The 16,833-nt window shown below is 70.3% G+C and carries 22 protein-coding genes; 12 read left to right on the top strand and 10 right to left on the bottom strand.

The features are described 5' to 3' along the window. Positions 1 to 8: 8 nt before the first annotated feature. From sigJ to ACQPYZ_RS29625, 3 genes are all read left to right on the top strand, one after another. Entirely contained in the window at positions 9 to 887 is an 879-nt protein-coding gene (gene sigJ / locus ACQPYZ_RS29635) for an RNA polymerase sigma factor SigJ (RefSeq protein WP_433161876.1), read from the top strand. A 1-nt stretch (position 888) separates the two neighbouring features. Next, positions 889 to 1,248 carry a DoxX family protein gene (locus ACQPYZ_RS29630; protein WP_433161874.1) on the top strand — a complete coding sequence of 120 codons (360 nt, stop codon included), beginning with the start codon at positions 889 to 891 and terminating at the stop codon, positions 1,246 to 1,248. A gap of 89 nt (positions 1,249 to 1,337) precedes the next feature. After that, positions 1,338 to 1,721 carry a GNAT family N-acetyltransferase gene (locus ACQPYZ_RS29625; protein ID WP_433161873.1) on the top strand — a complete coding sequence of 128 codons (384 nt, stop codon included), beginning with the start codon at positions 1,338 to 1,340 and terminating at the stop codon, positions 1,719 to 1,721. An 18-nt stretch (positions 1,722 to 1,739) separates the two neighbouring features. Here the strand turns inward: ACQPYZ_RS29625 and ACQPYZ_RS29620 are convergent, their stop codons facing one another. Further along, a complete protein-coding gene (locus ACQPYZ_RS29620; RefSeq protein ID WP_433161871.1) occupies positions 1,740 to 2,399 on the bottom strand; it encodes a TetR/AcrR family transcriptional regulator in 660 nt (219 codons plus the stop codon). A gap of 99 nt (positions 2,400 to 2,498) precedes the next feature. On the opposite strand from ACQPYZ_RS29620, the gene ACQPYZ_RS29615 reads away from it, so the two are divergent. Continuing rightward, positions 2,499 to 3,428 (top strand): SDR family oxidoreductase, encoded by a 930-nt coding sequence (locus ACQPYZ_RS29615; protein ID WP_433161869.1) that lies wholly within the window; start codon positions 2,499 to 2,501, stop codon positions 3,426 to 3,428. Between the two features lie 31 nt (positions 3,429 to 3,459). Then, on the top strand, positions 3,460 to 4,227 hold the full coding sequence (locus ACQPYZ_RS29610; RefSeq protein WP_433161868.1) for a class I SAM-dependent methyltransferase: 768 nt from the start codon (positions 3,460 to 3,462) through the stop codon (positions 4,225 to 4,227). Here ACQPYZ_RS29610 and ACQPYZ_RS29605 read toward each other — a convergent pair. From ACQPYZ_RS29605 to ACQPYZ_RS29595, 3 genes are all read right to left on the bottom strand, one after another. After that, positions 4,220 to 4,747 carry a GNAT family N-acetyltransferase gene (locus ACQPYZ_RS29605; protein WP_433161866.1) on the bottom strand — a complete coding sequence of 176 codons (528 nt, stop codon included), beginning with the start codon at positions 4,745 to 4,747 and terminating at the stop codon, positions 4,220 to 4,222. The two genes, ACQPYZ_RS29610 and ACQPYZ_RS29605, sit on opposite strands and share 8 nt — an antisense overlap. A 67-nt stretch (positions 4,748 to 4,814) precedes the next feature. Next, the gene (locus tag ACQPYZ_RS29600; protein WP_433161865.1) at positions 4,815 to 5,690 is read right to left on the bottom strand and encodes a hypothetical protein; all 876 of its coding nucleotides are present in this window, start codon (positions 5,688 to 5,690) and stop codon (positions 4,815 to 4,817) included. After that, positions 5,687 to 6,193, bottom strand: a complete 507-nt coding sequence (locus tag ACQPYZ_RS29595) for a SigE family RNA polymerase sigma factor (RefSeq protein ID WP_433161862.1) — start codon at positions 6,191 to 6,193, stop codon at positions 5,687 to 5,689. Before ACQPYZ_RS29595 ends, ACQPYZ_RS29600 begins: the two co-directional genes overlap by 4 nt. Before the next feature lie 129 nt (positions 6,194 to 6,322). On the opposite strand from ACQPYZ_RS29595, the gene ACQPYZ_RS29590 reads away from it, so the two are divergent. Beyond that, complete coding sequence (locus ACQPYZ_RS29590; protein WP_433161860.1) at positions 6,323 to 6,634, top strand: YciI family protein; 312 nt, start codon at positions 6,323 to 6,325, stop codon at positions 6,632 to 6,634. On the opposite strand, the gene ACQPYZ_RS29585 is transcribed toward ACQPYZ_RS29590, so the two are convergent. Further along, positions 6,631 to 7,173 (bottom strand): dihydrofolate reductase family protein, encoded by a 543-nt coding sequence (locus ACQPYZ_RS29585; RefSeq protein ID WP_433161858.1) that lies wholly within the window; start codon positions 7,171 to 7,173, stop codon positions 6,631 to 6,633. The genes ACQPYZ_RS29590 and ACQPYZ_RS29585 overlap by 4 nt on opposite strands. A gap of 263 nt (positions 7,174 to 7,436) precedes the next feature. Here ACQPYZ_RS29585 and ACQPYZ_RS29580 point away from each other — a divergent pair, with 263 nt between their 5' ends. Beyond that, positions 7,437 to 8,399 carry a DUF3800 domain-containing protein gene (locus tag ACQPYZ_RS29580; RefSeq protein WP_433161856.1) on the top strand — a complete coding sequence of 321 codons (963 nt, stop codon included), beginning with the start codon at positions 7,437 to 7,439 and terminating at the stop codon, positions 8,397 to 8,399. Here the strand turns inward: ACQPYZ_RS29580 and ACQPYZ_RS29575 are convergent. From ACQPYZ_RS29575 to ACQPYZ_RS29565, 3 genes are all read right to left on the bottom strand, one after another. Beyond that, positions 8,375 to 8,668 (bottom strand): hypothetical protein, encoded by a 294-nt coding sequence (locus ACQPYZ_RS29575; protein WP_433161855.1) that lies wholly within the window; start codon positions 8,666 to 8,668, stop codon positions 8,375 to 8,377. The two genes, ACQPYZ_RS29580 and ACQPYZ_RS29575, sit on opposite strands and share 25 nt — an antisense overlap. An 85-nt stretch (positions 8,669 to 8,753) precedes the next feature. Next, positions 8,754 to 11,435: an ATP-binding protein gene (locus ACQPYZ_RS29570; protein ID WP_433161852.1), complete on the bottom strand. Its 2,682-nt coding sequence runs from the start codon at positions 11,433 to 11,435 to the stop codon at positions 8,754 to 8,756. 10 nt (positions 11,436 to 11,445) lie between these two features. Further along, positions 11,446 to 12,222 carry an SDR family oxidoreductase gene (locus ACQPYZ_RS29565; RefSeq protein ID WP_433161850.1) on the bottom strand — a complete coding sequence of 259 codons (777 nt, stop codon included), beginning with the start codon at positions 12,220 to 12,222 and terminating at the stop codon, positions 11,446 to 11,448. Positions 12,223 to 12,406: 184 nt separating this feature from the next. On the opposite strand from ACQPYZ_RS29565, the gene ACQPYZ_RS29560 reads away from it, so the two are divergent. From ACQPYZ_RS29560 to ACQPYZ_RS29550, 3 genes are all read left to right on the top strand, one after another. Continuing rightward, complete coding sequence (locus ACQPYZ_RS29560) at positions 12,407 to 12,790, top strand: YciI family protein (protein WP_433161849.1); 384 nt, start codon at positions 12,407 to 12,409, stop codon at positions 12,788 to 12,790. Next, the gene (locus ACQPYZ_RS29555) at positions 12,791 to 13,168 is read left to right on the top strand and encodes a VOC family protein (RefSeq protein WP_433161847.1); all 378 of its coding nucleotides are present in this window, start codon (positions 12,791 to 12,793) and stop codon (positions 13,166 to 13,168) included. A 116-nt stretch (positions 13,169 to 13,284) separates the two neighbouring features. Further along, on the top strand, positions 13,285 to 13,860 hold the full coding sequence (locus tag ACQPYZ_RS29550) for an adenylate kinase (protein ID WP_433169790.1): 576 nt from the start codon (positions 13,285 to 13,287) through the stop codon (positions 13,858 to 13,860). A gap of 105 nt (positions 13,861 to 13,965) precedes the next feature. On the opposite strand, the gene ACQPYZ_RS29545 is transcribed toward ACQPYZ_RS29550, so the two are convergent. Next, on the bottom strand, positions 13,966 to 14,589 hold the full coding sequence (locus ACQPYZ_RS29545) for a hemerythrin domain-containing protein (protein WP_433161845.1): 624 nt from the start codon (positions 14,587 to 14,589) through the stop codon (positions 13,966 to 13,968). 68 nt (positions 14,590 to 14,657) lie between these two features. Here ACQPYZ_RS29545 and ACQPYZ_RS29540 point away from each other — a divergent pair, with 68 nt between their 5' ends. Together ACQPYZ_RS29540 and ACQPYZ_RS29535 are read left to right on the top strand one after the other, a co-directional pair. Continuing rightward, positions 14,658 to 14,930, top strand: coding sequence for a DUF1905 domain-containing protein (locus tag ACQPYZ_RS29540; protein ID WP_433161843.1), 273 nt, complete (start codon positions 14,658 to 14,660; stop codon positions 14,928 to 14,930). Positions 14,931 to 14,959: 29 nt separating this feature from the next. Then, positions 14,960 to 16,015: a lipoate--protein ligase family protein gene (locus tag ACQPYZ_RS29535; protein WP_433161841.1), complete on the top strand. Its 1,056-nt coding sequence runs from the start codon at positions 14,960 to 14,962 to the stop codon at positions 16,013 to 16,015. Between the two features lie 8 nt (positions 16,016 to 16,023). Here the strand turns inward: ACQPYZ_RS29535 and ACQPYZ_RS29530 are convergent, their stop codons facing one another. Beyond that, complete coding sequence (locus ACQPYZ_RS29530) at positions 16,024 to 16,833, bottom strand: PhzF family phenazine biosynthesis protein (protein WP_433169788.1); 810 nt, start codon at positions 16,831 to 16,833, stop codon at positions 16,024 to 16,026.

The raw sequence follows: 16,833 nt of genomic DNA, 5'->3' as shown, positions 1-16,833 counted from the left end.
TAGCGGGTGTGAGTGCCCACGATGAGGTGAGTCCGGACGCGGCGACCGAGGTGTACGTCGGGCATCGGGAGCTGCTGTTCTCGATCGTCTACAACATCCTCGGCAGCGTCGCAGACACCGAGGACGTTCTGCAGGAGACCTGGCTGGCCTGGTCGCGCCGGTCCGGCGTCGAGAACCCACGGGCGTACCTGGTGCGGATCGCGGTCAACTCGGCGCTGGCCCGGCGTACGACGATCAACCGGCGCAAGGAGGAGTACGTCGGGCCGTGGCTGCCGGAGCCGGTGATCACGCCGGCGGATCCGGTCGAACGGGCCGAGGCGGTGTCGCTCGCGGTGCTCGTCGTACTGGAGACACTGACGCCGTTGGAGCGCGCGGTGTTCGTGCTCCACGAGGTGTTCGGTTACGCGCATCCGGAGATCGCGGCGATCGTGGACCGGACGCCTGCGGCGGTGCGGCAACTGGCGCACCGGGCGCGTGAACACGTGCGGGCGCGCCGGCCGCGCTTCCCCGCGGATCCCGGCGTACAGCAGGAGGTGACGCAGCGGTTCATCGATGCCGTGGTCGGTGGGGATCTGAACGCGCTGATGGAGGTGCTCGCGCCCGACGTCACGCTGTGGGCCGACGGCGGCGGGAAGGCGCGGGCGGCCGGCCTGCGCCCGCTGCTCGGGCGGGACCGGATCGGCCGGCTCATCATCGGCGATCGCCTTCGCCGTCCGGTGTCGTCCCTCGGTATCCGGTACCGGACCGTCAACGGAGACCCGTCCGCGCTGCTGCTGTCGGGAGACACGCCGTACGCCGTGATCGTGCTCGACGTCGAGGGCGACCAGGTGAGCGGCATCTACGCGATCACCAATCCGGACAAGCTGTCGCGATTGGAGGTGGACTGAGGTGACGACCGCTGCCGTGGTTGTCGTGGCGGTGACCGTCGCGATGAACGCGTTTTCGGGGATCGCGGCACTGCTGCACTGGAAGGCGATCCTGCCGGGGATGGCCAAGGCCGACGTCCCGGAGTCGTGGCTGACCTTTCCGATCGGCACGTTGAAGACTGCCGGGGCGGCCGGGCTGCTCGCCGGGCTGGTGCTCGGCGTGCCATGGCTGGTCGCGGCTGCCGCGGCCGGGTTGGTGCTGTTCTTCGTCTGCGCGCTGTACACGCACGTCCGGGCGGCGGACTACACCGCGCAGTTCGGGCTGGCGGTCGTGTTCTTGGGGGCAGCGGGTGCCTCTCTGGTGTTTACGCTGACTGCATGACTGCTTCTGTGCGGGCTGCTGGGGATGGGGATGCCGGGGCCGTTGCTGCGATTTGGTATGCGGGGTGGGGGGACGGGCATCTTGGTCATGTGCCGGACGAGTTGGTGGCGATCCGGACCAAGGAGTCGTTCTGGACCCGGGCGGCCGAGCGGGTCGGTGACACTACCGTCGCGGTCGTGGGGGACGAGGTCGCCGGGTTCGTGATGGTCGTGGGGGACGAGGTCGAGCAGGTGTACGTCTCGCGCGACCACCGGGGGTCGGGGATCGCCGGCGTACTGCTCGGTGAGGCCGAGCGGCAGGTGAAGGCGAACGGGTTCGCGGAGGCCTGGCTGGCGGTTGCCACCGGCAACGCGCGGGCGCGGCGCTTCTACGAGCGCAGCGGCTGGACGGACGCGGGCGCCTTCGACTATCCGGCGACGACCGAGTCGGGTCCGATCCCGGTTCCGTGTCACCGCTACACGAAGGCGGTCTGATCGCGGCTGCTGCTCGGGTCAGCGGGGGAGGATGCCGTAGAGGATGGTCGTCAGGGCCTCGCGGAGGCTGGACTCGAAGTCGAGGCGGATGGCGGCCAGATCGGGATCGGCGTCGTACGCGGCCTGGATGGCGGGCGTCGGGTGGGCGTGGGTCCAGATCGCGCCGGCGAGCATGCTGGCGCTGGAGATGAAGCGGGAGGCGCCCTCCACGCTGACCTGCGGTACGGCTTCGACGACCACAGTCAGCAGGGCCTGGTAGCCACGCAGTGCCGAGCGTTTGAAGGACAGCGCGACCTCGGTCGAGATGTTGCGCTCGAGTACGGCGGCCTGCGCGCCGATCAGGTCGCAGAACACCGGCCGCGCGGCCAGCGTCCGCACCACCGCGTCGACCAGCAACTCGCCGCGCTGTCCGGACCTGCCCTTGACCCCTCGAAGGGCGGCGCGCAGGTCCTCGACCCACGCGTCGAACTCGTAGCCGAACAACTCGAGCAGGACGGCCTCGCGGGACTCGAAGTACTTGAGCACGTTCGACTTGGCCAGGCCGACGCGGCGGCTCAGCTCGTTCAGGGTCAGCTCGGCGACCGGCTGCTCGGTCAGCATCGCCGCCGCGGTGTCGAGGATCGCCTGCCGCCGGACGGCGCGCTGCTCCTCGCTGCGGGCTCGTTGGAACGTCGTCACCGTCACAGTCTACAGACCGGCGGTCTGTTGTTAACGGACCGCCGGTCTGTTACTGTCGTCCATAACAGACCACCAGTCTTTTATGAGCGGAGAGCCGAGATGTACGACGTACCCGACCAGACCGGCAAGCTCGCGGTCGTCACCGGCGCCAACAGCGGCACCGGCAAGGAAGCCACCAAGCGACTGGCCGCCGCCGGCGCCCGGGTGGTGATGGCGGTCCGCACGCCGGCGAAGGGCGAGGCCGCCAAGGCCGAGATCCTCGCCGAGCACCCGGGCGCCCAGCTCGAGGTCCGGCGGATCGACCTCGCCGACCTCGCCTCGGTCAAGGACTTCGCCGACGGCCTGGCCGCGGACGAGCCGCACCTCGACCTGCTCGTCAACAACGCCGGCGTCATGCACCCGCCGACCCGGATGACCACCAAGGACGGCTTCGAGTTGCAGTTCGGCTCCAACTTCCTCGGCCCGTTCGCCCTCACCCTGCGGCTGCTGCCGCTGGTGCTGGCCGCGCCGAAGCCGTGGGTCACCACGATGGCCAGCGGCGCCGCGAACTTCGGCCGGATCCACTTCGACGACCTGCAGTGGGAACGCCGCTACCGCCGGACGCCGGCGTACGCGCAGTCGAAGCTGGCCAACCTGATGTTCAGCAACCACCTCGCCCGGCTGGCCGGCGAGCACGGCTGGCCGCTGCTCAGCAACGCCGCGCACCCCGGTTTCACCCGCACCAACCTGCAGACCGCCGGCGCCAGCCTCGGCCGCGACCGGACACCGCGGCACGTCGAGCTCGCGATGCGCTTCAATCCATTGCCGTCCCAGGGGGTCGAGATCGGCACCGAGCCACTGTTGGTCGCGGCAACCAGTCCGGACGCGAAGCCGGGCGCGTACTATGGCCCGTCCGGCCGCCTCGGCCTGGTCGGCCCGACCAAACTCGTCGACCCGCCGAAGCGCTCCCGGGACCCGGAAACGAACGCCCGCCTCTGGAGGACCGCCGAGGAACTGACCGGTGTCTCCCTCCCGACCCACGTCGGCTAAGTCCTGCCGCCCCGGGCACTAGTCTGCCGCCATGAGCGAGTGGTCGACCGGTGAGATCTACGAGTCGTACGTCGGCCGCTGGAGCCGGCTGGTCGCGGAGGAGTTCGTCGCCTGGCTCGACCAGCCGCCCGGCCTGCGCTGGCTGGACGTCGGCTGCGGTACGGGCGCCCTGACCAGCACGATCCTGCGTACGGCGGACCCGGCGTCGGTGCTCGGTGTGGATCCGTCGGCCGGCTTCATCGGGTACGCCCGCCGTACCGTCGACGACGATCGCGCGCGCTTCGAGGTCAGGTCCGCGGCCGAGCTCCCCGACGGTCCGTACGACGCGGTCGTCGCCGGCCTGGTCCTCAACTTCATCCCCGAGCGGGTCGAGGCCCTGCGCCGGATGCGCGAGATCGGCGCGACCGTCGCGGTCTATGTCTGGGACTACGCCGAGGGCATGCAACTGATGCGGTACTTCTTCGACGCGATGACCGAGGTGCGTCCGCAGGACCGCGAGCACGACGAGGGCCGGCGGTTCGCGTTCTGTACGGCGGCGGGTCTCGAGGGACTGTTCACCGAGGCCGGGTTCACCACGGTCGGCACGCGCGAGATCGTCGTACCCACGGTGTTCGCGTCGTTCGACGACTACTGGACGCCGTTCCTCGGTGGTCAGGGGGTTGCGCCGGCCTATCTGCGCAGCCTGCCCGCGCCGGATCAGGAGGTCCTTCGGGAAGCGGTCCGGGTGCGTCTGCCGATCGAGGCGGACGGGTTGATCAGACTGACCGCCAGAGCGTGGGCCGCGAAGGCGATCAGTTGACGTAGTCGGTGCGGAGTAGGCCGAAGAGGAGGTCGTCGGTCCACTCGCCTTTGAACCACGAGTTGGCCACCCGGAGCCCCTCGCGGTGGAAGCCGACGCGTTCGAGCAGCCGCGCCGACGCGGTGTTGCGGGCGTCGCACTCGGCCGAGACGCGATGCAGCTCCCAGTCGTCGAACAGGTGGTCGAGCAACCCCCGAACGGCCTCGGTCGCGTACCCCCTGCCCTGGAACGCCGGCGCCACCGTGAAGCCGAGCTCGGCCTGCATCAGGTTGTCGTGCAGGTTGAGCCCGAGATCCCCGATCAGTACGCCGTCCAGGTCGATCGCGTACTGGAACCAGCCGGGTGCCGCCGGATCGCCGTGCGCGAAGGCCTCGACCAGCCGCCGGGCCTCGTCACGACCCACCGGCGCCTCCCACGACTGGTAGCGGGCCACTTCCGGATCCGACCGGTACGCCGCGAACGCCTCGGCATCCGCGATCGTGAAGCGGCGCAGACCCAGCCGCTCGGTACGCACGAACATCCACTCATCATGGCCGACGCCGGCCAAGGCCGGGTCCCCGGGACGATCAGCCGGGGACCCTGCCTGGTCAGTTGCTGAGCTTGAAGGTCGCCGAGGTCGCCAGCTCGGCCAACTGGATGCTGGTGAAGATCGGTTGTGCCAGCGGCGGGCTCTGTCGTCTGTCGTGCTTCCTGGCCTGTGCCAGCCAGACGACGGTTCCGTCGTCATGGCGGTAGGTGGCCCACTGGTCGTAGCCGCCGCTGCCCTTCGCGGTCACCACGCCGACCTTCTTGCCGTCGACGTCCACGACCGCGCACGTACCGGGACTGGTCCGGGATCCCTTCGCCAGCTCGCACGGATCCGTCGCCGCCTTGCCGCTCGGCGTGGTCGAGTTCACCGCCAGCCTGCCGACCTTGCCGTCCTTCTCCACCGGGATGTTCGCCGCGTACTCCCAGTAGTCCTGCTCCCCGTCGTTCGACGCGTACTGCGCCTGCGCGTAGCGCAACGGGCTCCCGTCCGGGTCCTTCAGGTCGGGAGTGCTGAAGCCCGCCGGCACCGAGGAGCTCAGGTCCTTCATCAGGGCCGCGGCGCGATCGGCGCGCGGTCCTGCGGTCGCGGTGCGGTCGGTCTGACCCTCTGGCCACGGGTCGCCCGTCTTCCGCGTAGTCGGCGCCACGGTAGCTACCGGCGTCTTCGTGGGGACCGGGGTGGACACCGACTGCGTCGCGGTGGTGCCGCCGGCGACCAGGCCACCCACCCCGTTGTCGGTAGAGCCCGCGAGCAGGGCGGGAGCCGCCGCGATGCCCGCCACCAGCGGCACGACGGCGAGGCCGGTCCAGGTCACCGTGCGCCGCCGCCGGGCCCTGCGGCCCCGGTCGAGCGCGCGCGACGGATCCATGGACGGTGGTGGAGTGCTGCGCTCCATCACGTCGCGCATCGCCTGGTTGAGATCTTCTTCGTTCATCGAACCCTCTCTTCGTCGAGCAGAGCACGCAGCGTCTGTAGCCCGCGCGCGGCCTGGCTCTTGACAGTTCCGGCTGAGCAATCGAGCAGGGCAGCCGTCTGCTCGATCGAGGCGTCTTCCCAGTACCGCAGAACCAGCACAGCGCGTTGCCTCGGCGGCACCTTCGCGAGTGCCTCCAGCAGGACGATCCGTTCGTCGGCGAGACCCGGCGACAGGCCCGGCCGATCAACCGGCCGATCAGCCTGCGGCGACCCGACCGACTCGAACCGGAACCACCCGCGCCGCCGCTCGGACAGGAACGTGCGCACGAGGGTCTTCCTGGTGTAGTTGTCCATCGCCTCGTGCCGCTGGATCCGGCGCCACCCCAGGTAGAGCTTCGTGAACGTCTGCTGGACCAGGTCCTCCGCGCGGTGCCAGTCGCCGCACAGCAGGTACGCCGTGCCGCGCATGGCGTCGGAGCGTGCCGCGAAGTACGCCTCGAACGCGGCATCCCGATCACTCATGTGTCCTCCCGATCCTTGGTACCGGGTTAGACACGCCTCCACCGGTTTGGTTGGTTGCATCCGGGTTCCGGCGCCCGTCATGTCAAATCCGCGGCCGCTGCTCCGTCGTACCAGTGAGAGGAGCGCGCCATGAAATTCCTACTGATCCTGCAGAGTGACACCGACCGGCACGATCCGTGCGCCGACCTGCGCCGGGACGCGTTCGAGCACACGGCCTACGAGGCCGGAGAACTGGTCGGTGGTGAGGTGCTCGCCGATCCGGAGTTGGCGGTCACGGTGCCCGGCCGCGCCCGCGCGACCGCGATCGACGCCTACTACGTGATCGACGTGGAGAGTCCGGCCCGCGCGATCGAGCTGGCGAACCTCCTTCCGGACACCCGTACGCCGGGCCGCTCGGTAGAGATCCGCGCCGTCATGCACTCGACCGCCGTCGATCTCTAGGCGGAGACGGCGAACCACAAGTTCGAGGCGAGTGGATTCTCGGTCAGGCTCAGACGCTCGAGGCGGACCGTCCGGCCGCCCGGATGGTCGAAGAGTCTGGTGCCGTCGCCGAGCATGACCGGTGCGTAGCAGAGCAGGACCTCGTCCAGCTCACCCGCTTCGATGCACTGCTTGGCGATGTTCGCGCCGATCACGTTGACGTACTTGTCCCCGGCCGCCTCCTTCGCCATGGCGAGCGCGCTCGCGAAGTCGTCGACGTACGTGATGCCTGGCTCCGCGCCGGCCGGTGGACGGTGGGTGACCACAAAGATCGGGCCGTCCCAGCCGCCGCCGAAGGCCTCGCCCTCGCCCTGCTCGCCCTTGTGCGGGTCGTCGCCGTCGTGCGACCGCCGGCCGACCAGCAGCGACCCGATCCGCGGGACCAGCTCCTCGATCTGCGGATTCGGACCCAGGTACGGCCGCATCCACTGCATGTCGCCGCCCGGCCCGGCGATGAATCCGTCCACCGACATCGTCACCGAGTACAGCACCTTCGCCATCACAACCTCCGGCTCGTTCGTTTCTCCCCAGGATGAGACGAGCGAGCCGGAAGATACTCATCGCGGTCCGGCCGGACGTGGGTCGGGAAGGCGTGCTGCCGGGGGCAAATGGCTGGTGTGGGCGGGCTGGGTGGCCGATCATGGGAGGCATGTCTCCGAAGGCTGCTGCCGCTCACTGAGTCCCGCGACACCTCGCCGGATCACGCCCGCCACGCCGGCGGGCCGCTCAGCGTGCAGCCTTTCGACTTTGGAGCACTTCACCGATGCATATCCTGCCGACGCGGGCGTGGGTCGAGATCGCCTGCGACGAGTCGGGGTTCTCCGGGAGCAACCTCCTGGACCCCGGATCGCCGGTGATCACCCACGCCGGCGTGGATCTCGCCGTACCGGAGGCCGCCGAGGTGGTCGCCGTCCTGCGGTCGTCGTTCCGTCGCCGCGGAACCACCGAGTACAAGTCCAACCTGCTGCTGCGGCCCGAGCAGCGGCTCGAGCTCGAGTGGTTCCTGACCACCCTCCGCGGCCGGGCGCACGTCCACGTCATCGACAAGACCTGGTACGTCGCCCGCCGCGTGATCGAGTTGTTCGTCGCCGAGCCGTCGTACGGCGCCGGCCTGAGCCTGGACCGTGATCACTACGACTCCGCGCTGGCGATCTACCGGGCACCCGGCCGGACCGAGTTCCTGGACGCGTTCATCACGATGACGCGGACGAAGCGGCTGAAGCTTCTCGACCACGTGGTGATCGACCGCTTCTTCGCCACGATGCCGTCCGTACCCGCGCTGCGGACGCTGACGCGAGCACACGTGGAAGGCGTGCTGCTGCGCTTGATCGACGACGATCCGGCGATCCCGCCGCCGCTCGAGCCGCTGGTGCCCGCGCTGGCCGAGACCGCCCTGTTCTGGAGCGCCAGCCACCGGTCGGTCGCCGTCGTCCACGACGAGCAGAGCGCGCTCACCCGGCATCGGCTCGCCCGGCTGCGCACGTACCTGGCCGGAGCCGCGTTCCCGGCACCACCGCCGCTGCTGACCGTGACCCAGGTCGACTCACGCCGGGATCCGCGGGTCCAGGTGGCCGACCTGCTCGCCGGCATCGCCCGCCGCCTGCACCACGGTCCGAGCCGCCTGCACCACCGGCCGAGCCGGCTGCTCCGGCCCTACCTCGTGGGCGGGCCACCCTCCCTCGACCCGCCCACCGCGGTTCGTCAGCCGACCGGCTGGCGGGTGTAGCTGCGGGCGACCTCGATGCCGAGGATCTCCGGGCGGCCGGCGGGTTCGGGGCCGAGCACCGCGGCGAGGGCGGGGCCGAGGCGGTCGGCGAAGAAGCGGTCGGCGTGCTCCTTGGACTCCCAGAGCGTGACCACGCGGAGCCCGTCGGCCGTCGTACCGACGTACCGCGCCTCCATGCCCTCGACCTCGTCCTCGCCGAGCTGCGCGAGCACCTGGTCGAACTGCTCGACCGCCGCGAACGGCGGGGTGGCGACTGCGATCCACTGCATGATTCCTCCTCGATGAGTGCCTGCACCGATCACGCTAGGGATCCGGTCGCGACAGGGAATCCGCCAGATCACTCATTCGGGGTACTCATCGGCGGCTGGACCACGCCGCGATCTGGCTGCGGGTGGAGAAGCCGAGCTTGGTGAGGATGTGCTGGACGTGGTTCTGCGCGGTCCGTTCCGAGATCACCAGCCGGGCGGCGATCTGCCGGTTCGTCAGCCCCTCGGCGACCAGCCCGGCGACCTCGAGCTCCCGAGCGCTCAGCCCGTCCGCCTCGCTTCCGTTCAAGCGGGCGACCAGTACGGCGGTCCGCTCGGTGTACGCCGTCATGCCGAGCGCATCCGCCAGCCGCGCGGACTCGGTCGCGACCGGCCGGGCCCGATCGCGATCACCCGGCCGATCGCGGGTGAACAGCGTCCAGGCCAGGTGGTACTGCGCCTCGGCCGCGAACCCGGTCGCTCCGGCGGCCTCGGCCAGCCCTACCGCCGTGGTCAGCTCCTCGACGGCGGCGTCCAGCCGGCCGAGCGCGGCCGCGGCCCGGCCGATCGCCAGCTCCGCCGGGCCCATGTAGGCGACCCCGTTGCCGACGGCATGCTCCCCGCGAAACGGCTGCAACCGGTCCAGCAGTACGGCTAGGTCGTCGTACCGGCCGAGGCCGCAGCAGACCAGGGCCGCGTACACGTACGCCGGCAGCACGAAGAACGCGGGCAACGACCACGAGTCGATCGGGCCTGCCTGCCGGTACAACGCCGCGGCCCGCTCGGGCGAGTCGGTGCGCAGCAGCAACAAAGCGCGGGACAGCAGGGACAGCGTGACGAACCGTGGCGGTGGCTGGAACGGCTGTTCGGCAAACTGGCGCATCTCGTCGGTGACGCTGAGGTGTCCCGCAAATGCCAACTGCAGCGCGAAGTAGGCCCCGGTCGCCGGCGCGCGCTCGATCGGGCGCATCCGGTCGAACCCCCGCCGGCCGAGCGCCGCGGCATCGGCGTACTGTCCGCGGGCCTGGGCGACACAGGCGGCGATCCGGTCGTGATGCCAGGCGGCGACCGGTCCGCCGAGGCGGTCGACGGCGACCCCGAGCCGGGGGAGTTCCTCGGCCGCGGCGGCCAGGCGGCCGCTCTCGATCAGCGCGTCGAGGCGCCAGATCTCGCCCCACATCTCCGAGCGCGCGTCGCTGGTCCGCTGTGCGAGCGCGAGCATCTCGGCCGCGAGGTCCAGGCGTTCGGCGCGACCGGCCGGTCCCGGGCAGGCTTCCTGCCGGGCCCGCAGGGCATCGGCCAGGGCTCGGTCGTCCCCGGACGATCGGGCCAGGGCCAACGCCTCGGAACTGAGGGCGTCGAGGCGCGACTGCTCACCGTCGTAGAAGGCGAGGTGGCTGCGCAGCGCGAGCAACCGCGCTCGCAGCGCGGGTCCGGCATCCCAGGCGAGTGCGTCTTCACACAGTCGCTTCGCCGTTGCGTTGATCGTCGGGTCCGGGACCGCTTCGAGGACCAGCGCCGCCTCGGCCGTCTGCTCAGGAGTCTGCGCCACCGCGGTCGCCTCGACCGCCGCAGCACAGCATTCCTGCAGCTCACCCGCCAGGTACGCCGCCTTGCCCAAGGCAATCAACAGCCGGCAGCACTCGTCCGCGGCGAGCGGCCGGGTCGACAACGCCTGCCGGTAGAGCCGGACCCCTTCCTCGTAAGCCAGCCGTTGTACGGCGTCCTCGGCGGCGCGCACGATCCACCGCCGCGCGCTCGTACCGTCGCCGTACTGCGCGAGGAACGCGTGATGACTGGCGATCGCGGCCACATGTTCGCCGGGGTCGTCCTCCAGTGCGGCCGCTACCGCCTGGTGAAGTCGCATCCGTTCGGTGGTGGTGAGGGATGCTTCGACCGCGTCCCGGGTGAGGGCGTGCACGAACCGGAAGTCGTCGACGCGTTCCAGGAAGCCCAGATCCGTCGCCTCGTCGACCAGCGGCAGGCAGTCGTCGACCGGTCGTTGCAGCGTCGCGGCAACTGTCCGCAGCCGGAAGTCGCGGCCGACGATCGCGGCCGCCTGGACCAGTCGACGGCAGTCGTCGGAGGCCCGGTCGAGCCGGCCGCGGACGATGTCCCGGACCGAGCGTGGCGGTGGCCGGCCCGGATCCCAGGAGCCGTCGGTGATCGCCCGGGTGAGCTCGCGGACGAACAGCGGGTTGCCGCCGGTGATCTCGTGAACCGTTGCCGTCAGCCCCGGATCTGTCGTTGCCGGGGACAACTGCTCGGCGACCTCGGTGGCGGACAGAGCGTGCAGGTCGAGCCGTTCGGCGGCCGACAGGTCCCCGAGACGGGTGGTTTCGCGGGCGGTGGCGAGGATCAGAATCGGCAGCGTGGTGAGGTGGCCGGCGAGCTGCCGCAGGACCAGCAGGGACGGTTCGTCACCGCGGTGGATGTCGTCCAGGATGAGGACCAGGCCACGGTCGCCGGCGGCCCGCCGTACCTGGTCGGTCACCTGCTCGAAGAGCTGGAACCGGTCGTCGCCGGTGAGGATCCGGTCCGCGTCCAGGCCGAGTGATCGCAGTACCTGCCGCCAGGGCCAGTAGGCCGGCGCGCCTTCGGTCTCGACGCAGCGGCCCCAGACGACCGCGGCTCCCTGCGCGAGCGCCAGGCCGGCGACTTCCTGCGCCAGCCGGGTCTTGCCGATCCCGGCCTCGCCGGTGCACAGCACGAGCCGCCCGTGTCCCGCACGAGCCTCGTCCACCCACGCGCGCAGCGCCCGCAGCTCCCCCCGGCGCCCCACCATCGCCATGGGGCAAGCATCACTCCGCGAGCGTCGTGGCGGAAGTCCCGCGGGTCTGCGCGGCCAGGAAGTCCTCCCAGGTGCGGGTGCCGTGGTCGGCGCCGGTGAGGGTCAGGTTGCCGCCGGCGCGGTACACCTTGCCGGCCTTGCCGGGCACCCGGACCGGGATCGACAGCCGGTGCTTGCCGGTCGCCTTCAGGTAGTCACGAGCGAGCTCGCCGACGCTGTAGACCTTCGGACCGACCAGGTCGGGCACGAGACCGGCCGGCTCGCCGAGAGCCAGCTCTACCAGCCGCTCGGCCACGTCCCGCGCGTCCACCGGCTGGAACCGCAGACCGCCCGGCACCGGCAGCACCGGCAGCTTCGCCATCGCCTGCACCGTCTTCAGGGCGAAGTCGTGGAACTGGGCGGCGCGGACGACGGTCCAGGGCACGGACGACGCCCGTACGGCCTGCTCGGCGCCGAGCTTCGCCTTGAAGTAGGTGAACGGCAACTGGTCCACCGCCGTCACCGAGATGTGTACCAGGTGCTGCACCCGGGCCCGCTCGGCCGCTCGCACCAGGTTCCGGGTGCCGATGTCGTCACCCTTGGGACCACCGGCCAGGTGCATGACCACGTCGATGCCCGCCACCGCGGCGTCGAGGTTTTCACCGTGCAGCAGGTCGGCCGCGACGTACTCGACGCCGTCGCCGCGGTCCTTCGCGTGCCGGCTCAGCACCCGGACCTTCCAGCCGGCCGCCTGCACCAACGGCACCACCTGCCGCCCGAGCGTTCCGGTCCCACCAGTCACCAGCATCGTGCGCACTACAGCCTCCACTCGTGTTCCGTGGGCCCACGTCCCGGGCCCCTCATGTCTCTGACGGGCCCCGGCCGGACCGTGTGACCGGTGTGGCGGGCGTCACCTCCCGGCAGAATGTCGAGGGTGGCGCGGGGAGTACGACGTCTCCAGCGAACAGCGGCACACACCACAGGAGGACGTTGTGAAGTACGTGATCTTGATCCACTCGAACCCGCAGCCGTGGGGACATCCGACCGTGGACCACACCGAGGTGGGCCGGACGATCCCGGTCGACCAGCGGCAGCAGATGTACAAGGAGTTCGACGAGTTGCTCGCCGAACTGCAGGCGTCGGGGGAGTTCCTGACCGCGGAGGCGCTCGACGACCCGGCGTCGTCGAGCGTGTACCGCTGGGAGGGGAAGTGGCCCGGCGGACGGCCGGTCAGCACCGACGGGCCGTACGCCGAGGCGAAGGAGCAACTGGCCGGGTTCTTCGTGTTCGACTTCGCCACCCGGGAGCGGGCCGAGGAGATCGCGGCGAAGTTCGCCGGCCCCGGTGACGTCATCGAGCTCCGGCCGGTGATGTAGGTGTCCGACCGGATCCGGCTCGCGTCGCCGACGCTGAACTGCCCCGACGCCACCGCGCTCGCCCGCTTCTACGCCGAGATCACCGGCGGGACGATCGTGTACGTCGACCCGGTCTGGGCGACCGTCACCGGGCCGAACGGCCGGATCGACTTCCAGACCGACCCGGCCCACGTGCCGCCGACCTGGCCGGATCCGGGGACGCCGATCCAGATGCACCTCGACTTCACCGTCGACGACCTGGCCGCGACCGAGGCGAGGGTGCTCGCCGCCGGGGCGACCCGGTACGCCCGCCAGGCGAACGACGACCACTGCCTGGTCTTCGCGGACCCCGCCGGGCACCCGTTCTGCCTGTCCACGTGGGATCCGGTGGACGAATGATGTGACCGAGGCCCCGCCGGCGAGGTGATGTACGCCGTACCGCGACGGCGGAAATCCTCTTACTCTGGTGAACTTACCGAGAGTCAGGAGCGCAGACCGTGACGACCGTCGTCCTGATGGGACCGCCCGGAGCCGGCAAGGGCACCCATGCCGCGCACCTCGCCGGCCGTCTCGGCGTGCCGGTCGTCTCGACCGGCGACATCTTCCGCGCCCAGGTCGCCGCCGGGACCGACCTGGGCCGGACCGCACAGCGATACCTGGACGCCGGCGAGTACGTCCCGGACGAGGTCACCAACGCGATGGTGCGCGAGCGCCTCGCCGCCGACGACTGCGGCGCGGGCTTCCTCCTCGACGGCTACCCGCGCACGCTCGACCAGGTCGCCGTCCTGGACGACATCCGCGGTGTGGACGCGGTCGTCGTCCTGCGGGTCGACCAGGAGGCCCTGGTCCGGCGCCTGCTCCGGCGGGCCGAGACCGAGCGCCGTTCCGACGACACCGAGGACGTCATCCGGCGCCGCCTCCAGGTGTACGCCGACCAGACGGTCCCGCTGATCAGCGTGTACGACGACCGCGGCCTCCTCCGGGAGATCGACGGCAACGGCGAGATCCACGAGGTCCGGCACCGCGTCCTGCACGTCGCCGGCGTCCTAGTCCCGGCCGAGTCAGCAGGCGCCCCCACCCCGGCCGAGTGACCCCTGCACCACCCCCGGCCGAGTGACCCCTTCACCACACCCGGCCGAGTGACCCCTGGAACAACCCGGCCGAGGGCTCGACTGCGCCCAGCCAGGCCTGAGTGATCAGGTGCGCCAGACCGGGGCCACCGTCTTGCGGTAGGTGCGGCCGAAGAGGCCGGTGATGACAGTGAACACGGGCTTGGGGATCCCGCTGGTGACCGCGCTGAGCTCCTCCGGGCCCGCGCCGTCGGTGACCCACGCGAAGAACGTGCCGCCCTGCGACGGGCTGACCTTGGCGAACTGCCGGCCCATCGCCTTCATCGCGTCGGAATCCTTGTTCTTCAGGTACACCGCCTCGATCTCGGCCTCCTCGTGATCCAGGTGCAGCACCGTGACCCGCTGCAACTCCCGCATCGCGGTCAGCGCGGCGGTCGCGTCCTCGGCACTCGCCGTACGCCGCAACGTCGCGAGCGCGCTCCGGGTCGCGGTCAGGGCCGCCGCCATGGTGTCGTGCTCGGCGTCCATCTGGGTGAGCAGGTCGTGGCTGACGCCGATCGACTGCAGCGCCGGCCAGGCGATCTCGTGCTCGCCTTCGTGATGGTTGGTCAGTTGCACGTCGAAGTTGGCCCAGGCCGTCGCCAGTTGCTCCGCCCGCTGCCGATCCCCCGCCGGAAACCGCTCGAGTGCGTCGATGAATCGCTGCAGATCCCGCCGGAATGCGGCGTGGATCGCCTTGTTCATACTCATTTCCCCCATGGTTTCGGAGTGTAGGCTGAAAAGCCCTGGAAACGGCAGGGGTCGGCCCTGGAGGGGTTGTGGGCACATCCGTCGAATTCTCCGGCACGGTCCGGCGCTGGAACGATGACAAGCCCGGTGGCCTGGCGGTCGTCGACGTACCGGCTGATCGCGTGCCGGAGTTGGGCGGGCGCAAACAGCGACGGGTGCACGGGACGATGAACGGCGCCGACTTCACCGGGAGCACGATGCTGGTCGCCGGCGGTGGTTTCTGTGTGGGCGTCAGCAAAGCCGCGCTGAAAGCGGCCGGTGCGTCCGTCGGGGACGAGGTCAGGCTGGCGCTCGAGCCCTAGGAACATTTACTTCCCCAGGCAAGTTGTCCATGGATATGCATGGTGAGTACAAGGTGCCCGGTGGGAAGTTGGTCGTCGCCGATCTGGACGTGGTCGACGAGCACGTGCGGCGGGCGCAGATCAGTGGGGACTTCTTCCTGGAGCCGGACGACGCGCTCGAGCGGATCAACGGCGCGCTCGCCGGTCTGCCGGTGGCGACCCCGGCGGCTCAGGTGGCCGCTCGCGTCCGCGGCGTACTGGGTGACGGCGTCGAGATGCTCGGATTCTCGCCCGAGGCGGTGGCGGTCGCGGTCCGCCGGGCGCTGACCGGGGCGACCGGGTGGCGCGACCACGAGTGGGAGTTCGTGCACGACGTACCGCGGGAGCCGGCGTTGCAGATGGCGCTCGACGAGGTGCTGACCGAGCAGGTCGGCTCCGGTGAGCGACCGCCGACGCTGCGCGTGTGGGAGTGGGCGTCGAACTCGGTCATCATCGGCAGCTTCCAGTCGCTGGGCAACGAGGTCGACCTGGACGGCGCCGCCAAGCACGACGTCACCGTCGTACGCCGGATCAGCGGCGGCGGAGCCATGTTCGTCGAGCCCGGCAACACCATCACGTACTCGCTCTACGTGCCCGAGTCGCTGGTGTCCGGGTTGTCGTTCGTCGAGTCGTACGCGTTCCTGGACGACTGGGTGATCGGTGCGCTCAACGAGCTCGGCATCGCGGCGACGTACCAGCCGATCAACGACATCACCTCGCCGGCGGGCAAGATCGCCGGCGCCGCGCAGAAGCGGCTGGCCGGCGGCGCCGTGCTGCACCACGTGACGATGGCCTATGACATGGACGCCGCGAAGATGCTCGAGGTCCTGCGGATCGGCCGGGAGAAGCTGTCCGACAAGGGCACCACGAGCGCCAACAAGCGCGTCGACCCGCTGCGCAGTCAGACCGGTCTCGACCGCGCCGAGGTGATCGACCGCATGATCCGCTCATTCGCGAACCGCTACGGACTCACCCCCGGCACGATCGATCCGGCCACCGTCGCCCTGGCCGAGGAGCGCGTGCGCACCAAGTTCGGCACCGAGGACTGGCTCACCCGCGTCCCCTGACCGGTTGGCTAACCGGGCTCCGCGATCGATACGGCGTTGCCGCTCACCCGCACCCGGTTATCCTCTGCCCGGAGCTCGACCTCAATCAGGCTCGGCCTGCCCAGGTCGTCACCCTGGTGCAGCGTGAGTGTGACGGGTGCCTGCACGGCACCGAGCTCTCGTAGATAAGCGCCGAACGCGGCCGCCGCCGCGCCAGTCGCCGGATCCTCGACAACACCTCCGACCGGAAACGGGTCCCGGACGTGGAATGTGTTCGCGGATTCCCGCCAGACCAACTGCAGCGTCGTGAGATCGCGCTCGAGCATGAAGGCGAGCAGCCGGTCGAAGTCGTAGTCGAGCTGCGCGAGACGTTGCCGCGTCAACGTACTTAGAACCAGATGCCGCGCACCGGCGTACGCTATGGCCGGCGGTAACGCGGGATCGAGCTGATCGGCCTGCCAGGCGAGGATGTCCAGCACCTCGCTGACGTCGCCGATTTCCTCGACGTATGGCTCGACGCTCGTCAGCGTCGCCCGCAGCAATTCGTCCACAGTGACAGCAACCTGCCCGGCGAGTGTGGAGAAGTTCAGTTGTCCCGGGCCGATCCGCTCCGCCAGCGCGACCGCGGTCGCCACTGTAGCGTGCCCGCAGAACGGAACTTCCGCCTTTGGGGAGAAGTACCGCACTGCGTACTTTCCGGTAACGAATGCGGTCTCGGAGTAGCCGAGCTCGGCCGCGATCGCCTGCATGGCAGCGTCGTCGAGTCCGCTGGCGTCAAGGACGACCCCAGCCGGGTTACCGCCGGCTGGGTCGGTAGTGAAGGCGGCGTAGCGGAGCAC

The organism is Kribbella sp. CA-247076, assembly GCF_050942445.1.
Taxonomy (GTDB): Bacteria; Actinomycetota; Actinomycetes; order Propionibacteriales; family Kribbellaceae; genus Kribbella.
Note: the sequence above shows the minus strand (reverse complement) of the source record. Positions and strands in the feature narration are given on the sequence as shown.

Bases quoted from the DNA above. Each gene is read 5' to 3' on its own strand.
- ACQPYZ_RS29615 (WP_433161869.1), top strand. From the start codon at position 2,499: ATGTACGACGTACCCGACCAGACCGGCAAGCTCGCGGTCGTCACCGGC.
- ACQPYZ_RS29610 (WP_433161868.1), top strand. From the start codon at position 3,460: ATGAGCGAGTGGTCGACCGGTGAGATCTACGAGTCGTACGTCGGCCGC.
- ACQPYZ_RS29605 (WP_433161866.1), bottom strand. From the start codon at position 4,747: ATGTTCGTGCGTACCGAGCGGCTGGGTCTGCGCCGCTTCACGATCGCG.
- ACQPYZ_RS29600 (WP_433161865.1), bottom strand. From the start codon at position 5,690: ATGAACGAAGAAGATCTCAACCAGGCGATGCGCGACGTGATGGAGCGC.
- ACQPYZ_RS29595 (WP_433161862.1), bottom strand. From the start codon at position 6,193: ATGAGTGATCGGGATGCCGCGTTCGAGGCGTACTTCGCGGCACGCTCC.
- ACQPYZ_RS29590 (WP_433161860.1), top strand. From the start codon at position 6,323: ATGAAATTCCTACTGATCCTGCAGAGTGACACCGACCGGCACGATCCG.
- ACQPYZ_RS29585 (WP_433161858.1), bottom strand. From the start codon at position 7,173: ATGGCGAAGGTGCTGTACTCGGTGACGATGTCGGTGGACGGATTCATC.
- ACQPYZ_RS29580 (WP_433161856.1), top strand. From the start codon at position 7,437: ATGCATATCCTGCCGACGCGGGCGTGGGTCGAGATCGCCTGCGACGAG.
- ACQPYZ_RS29575 (WP_433161855.1), bottom strand. From the start codon at position 8,668: ATGCAGTGGATCGCAGTCGCCACCCCGCCGTTCGCGGCGGTCGAGCAG.
- ACQPYZ_RS29570 (WP_433161852.1), bottom strand. From the start codon at position 11,435: ATGGCGATGGTGGGGCGCCGGGGGGAGCTGCGGGCGCTGCGCGCGTGG.
- ACQPYZ_RS29565 (WP_433161850.1), bottom strand. From the start codon at position 12,222: ATGCTGGTGACTGGTGGGACCGGAACGCTCGGGCGGCAGGTGGTGCCG.
- ACQPYZ_RS29550 (WP_433169790.1), top strand. From the start codon at position 13,285: ATGGGACCGCCCGGAGCCGGCAAGGGCACCCATGCCGCGCACCTCGCC.
- ACQPYZ_RS29545 (WP_433161845.1), bottom strand. From the start codon at position 14,589: ATGAGTATGAACAAGGCGATCCACGCCGCATTCCGGCGGGATCTGCAG.
- ACQPYZ_RS29535 (WP_433161841.1), top strand. From the start codon at position 14,960: ATGGATATGCATGGTGAGTACAAGGTGCCCGGTGGGAAGTTGGTCGTC.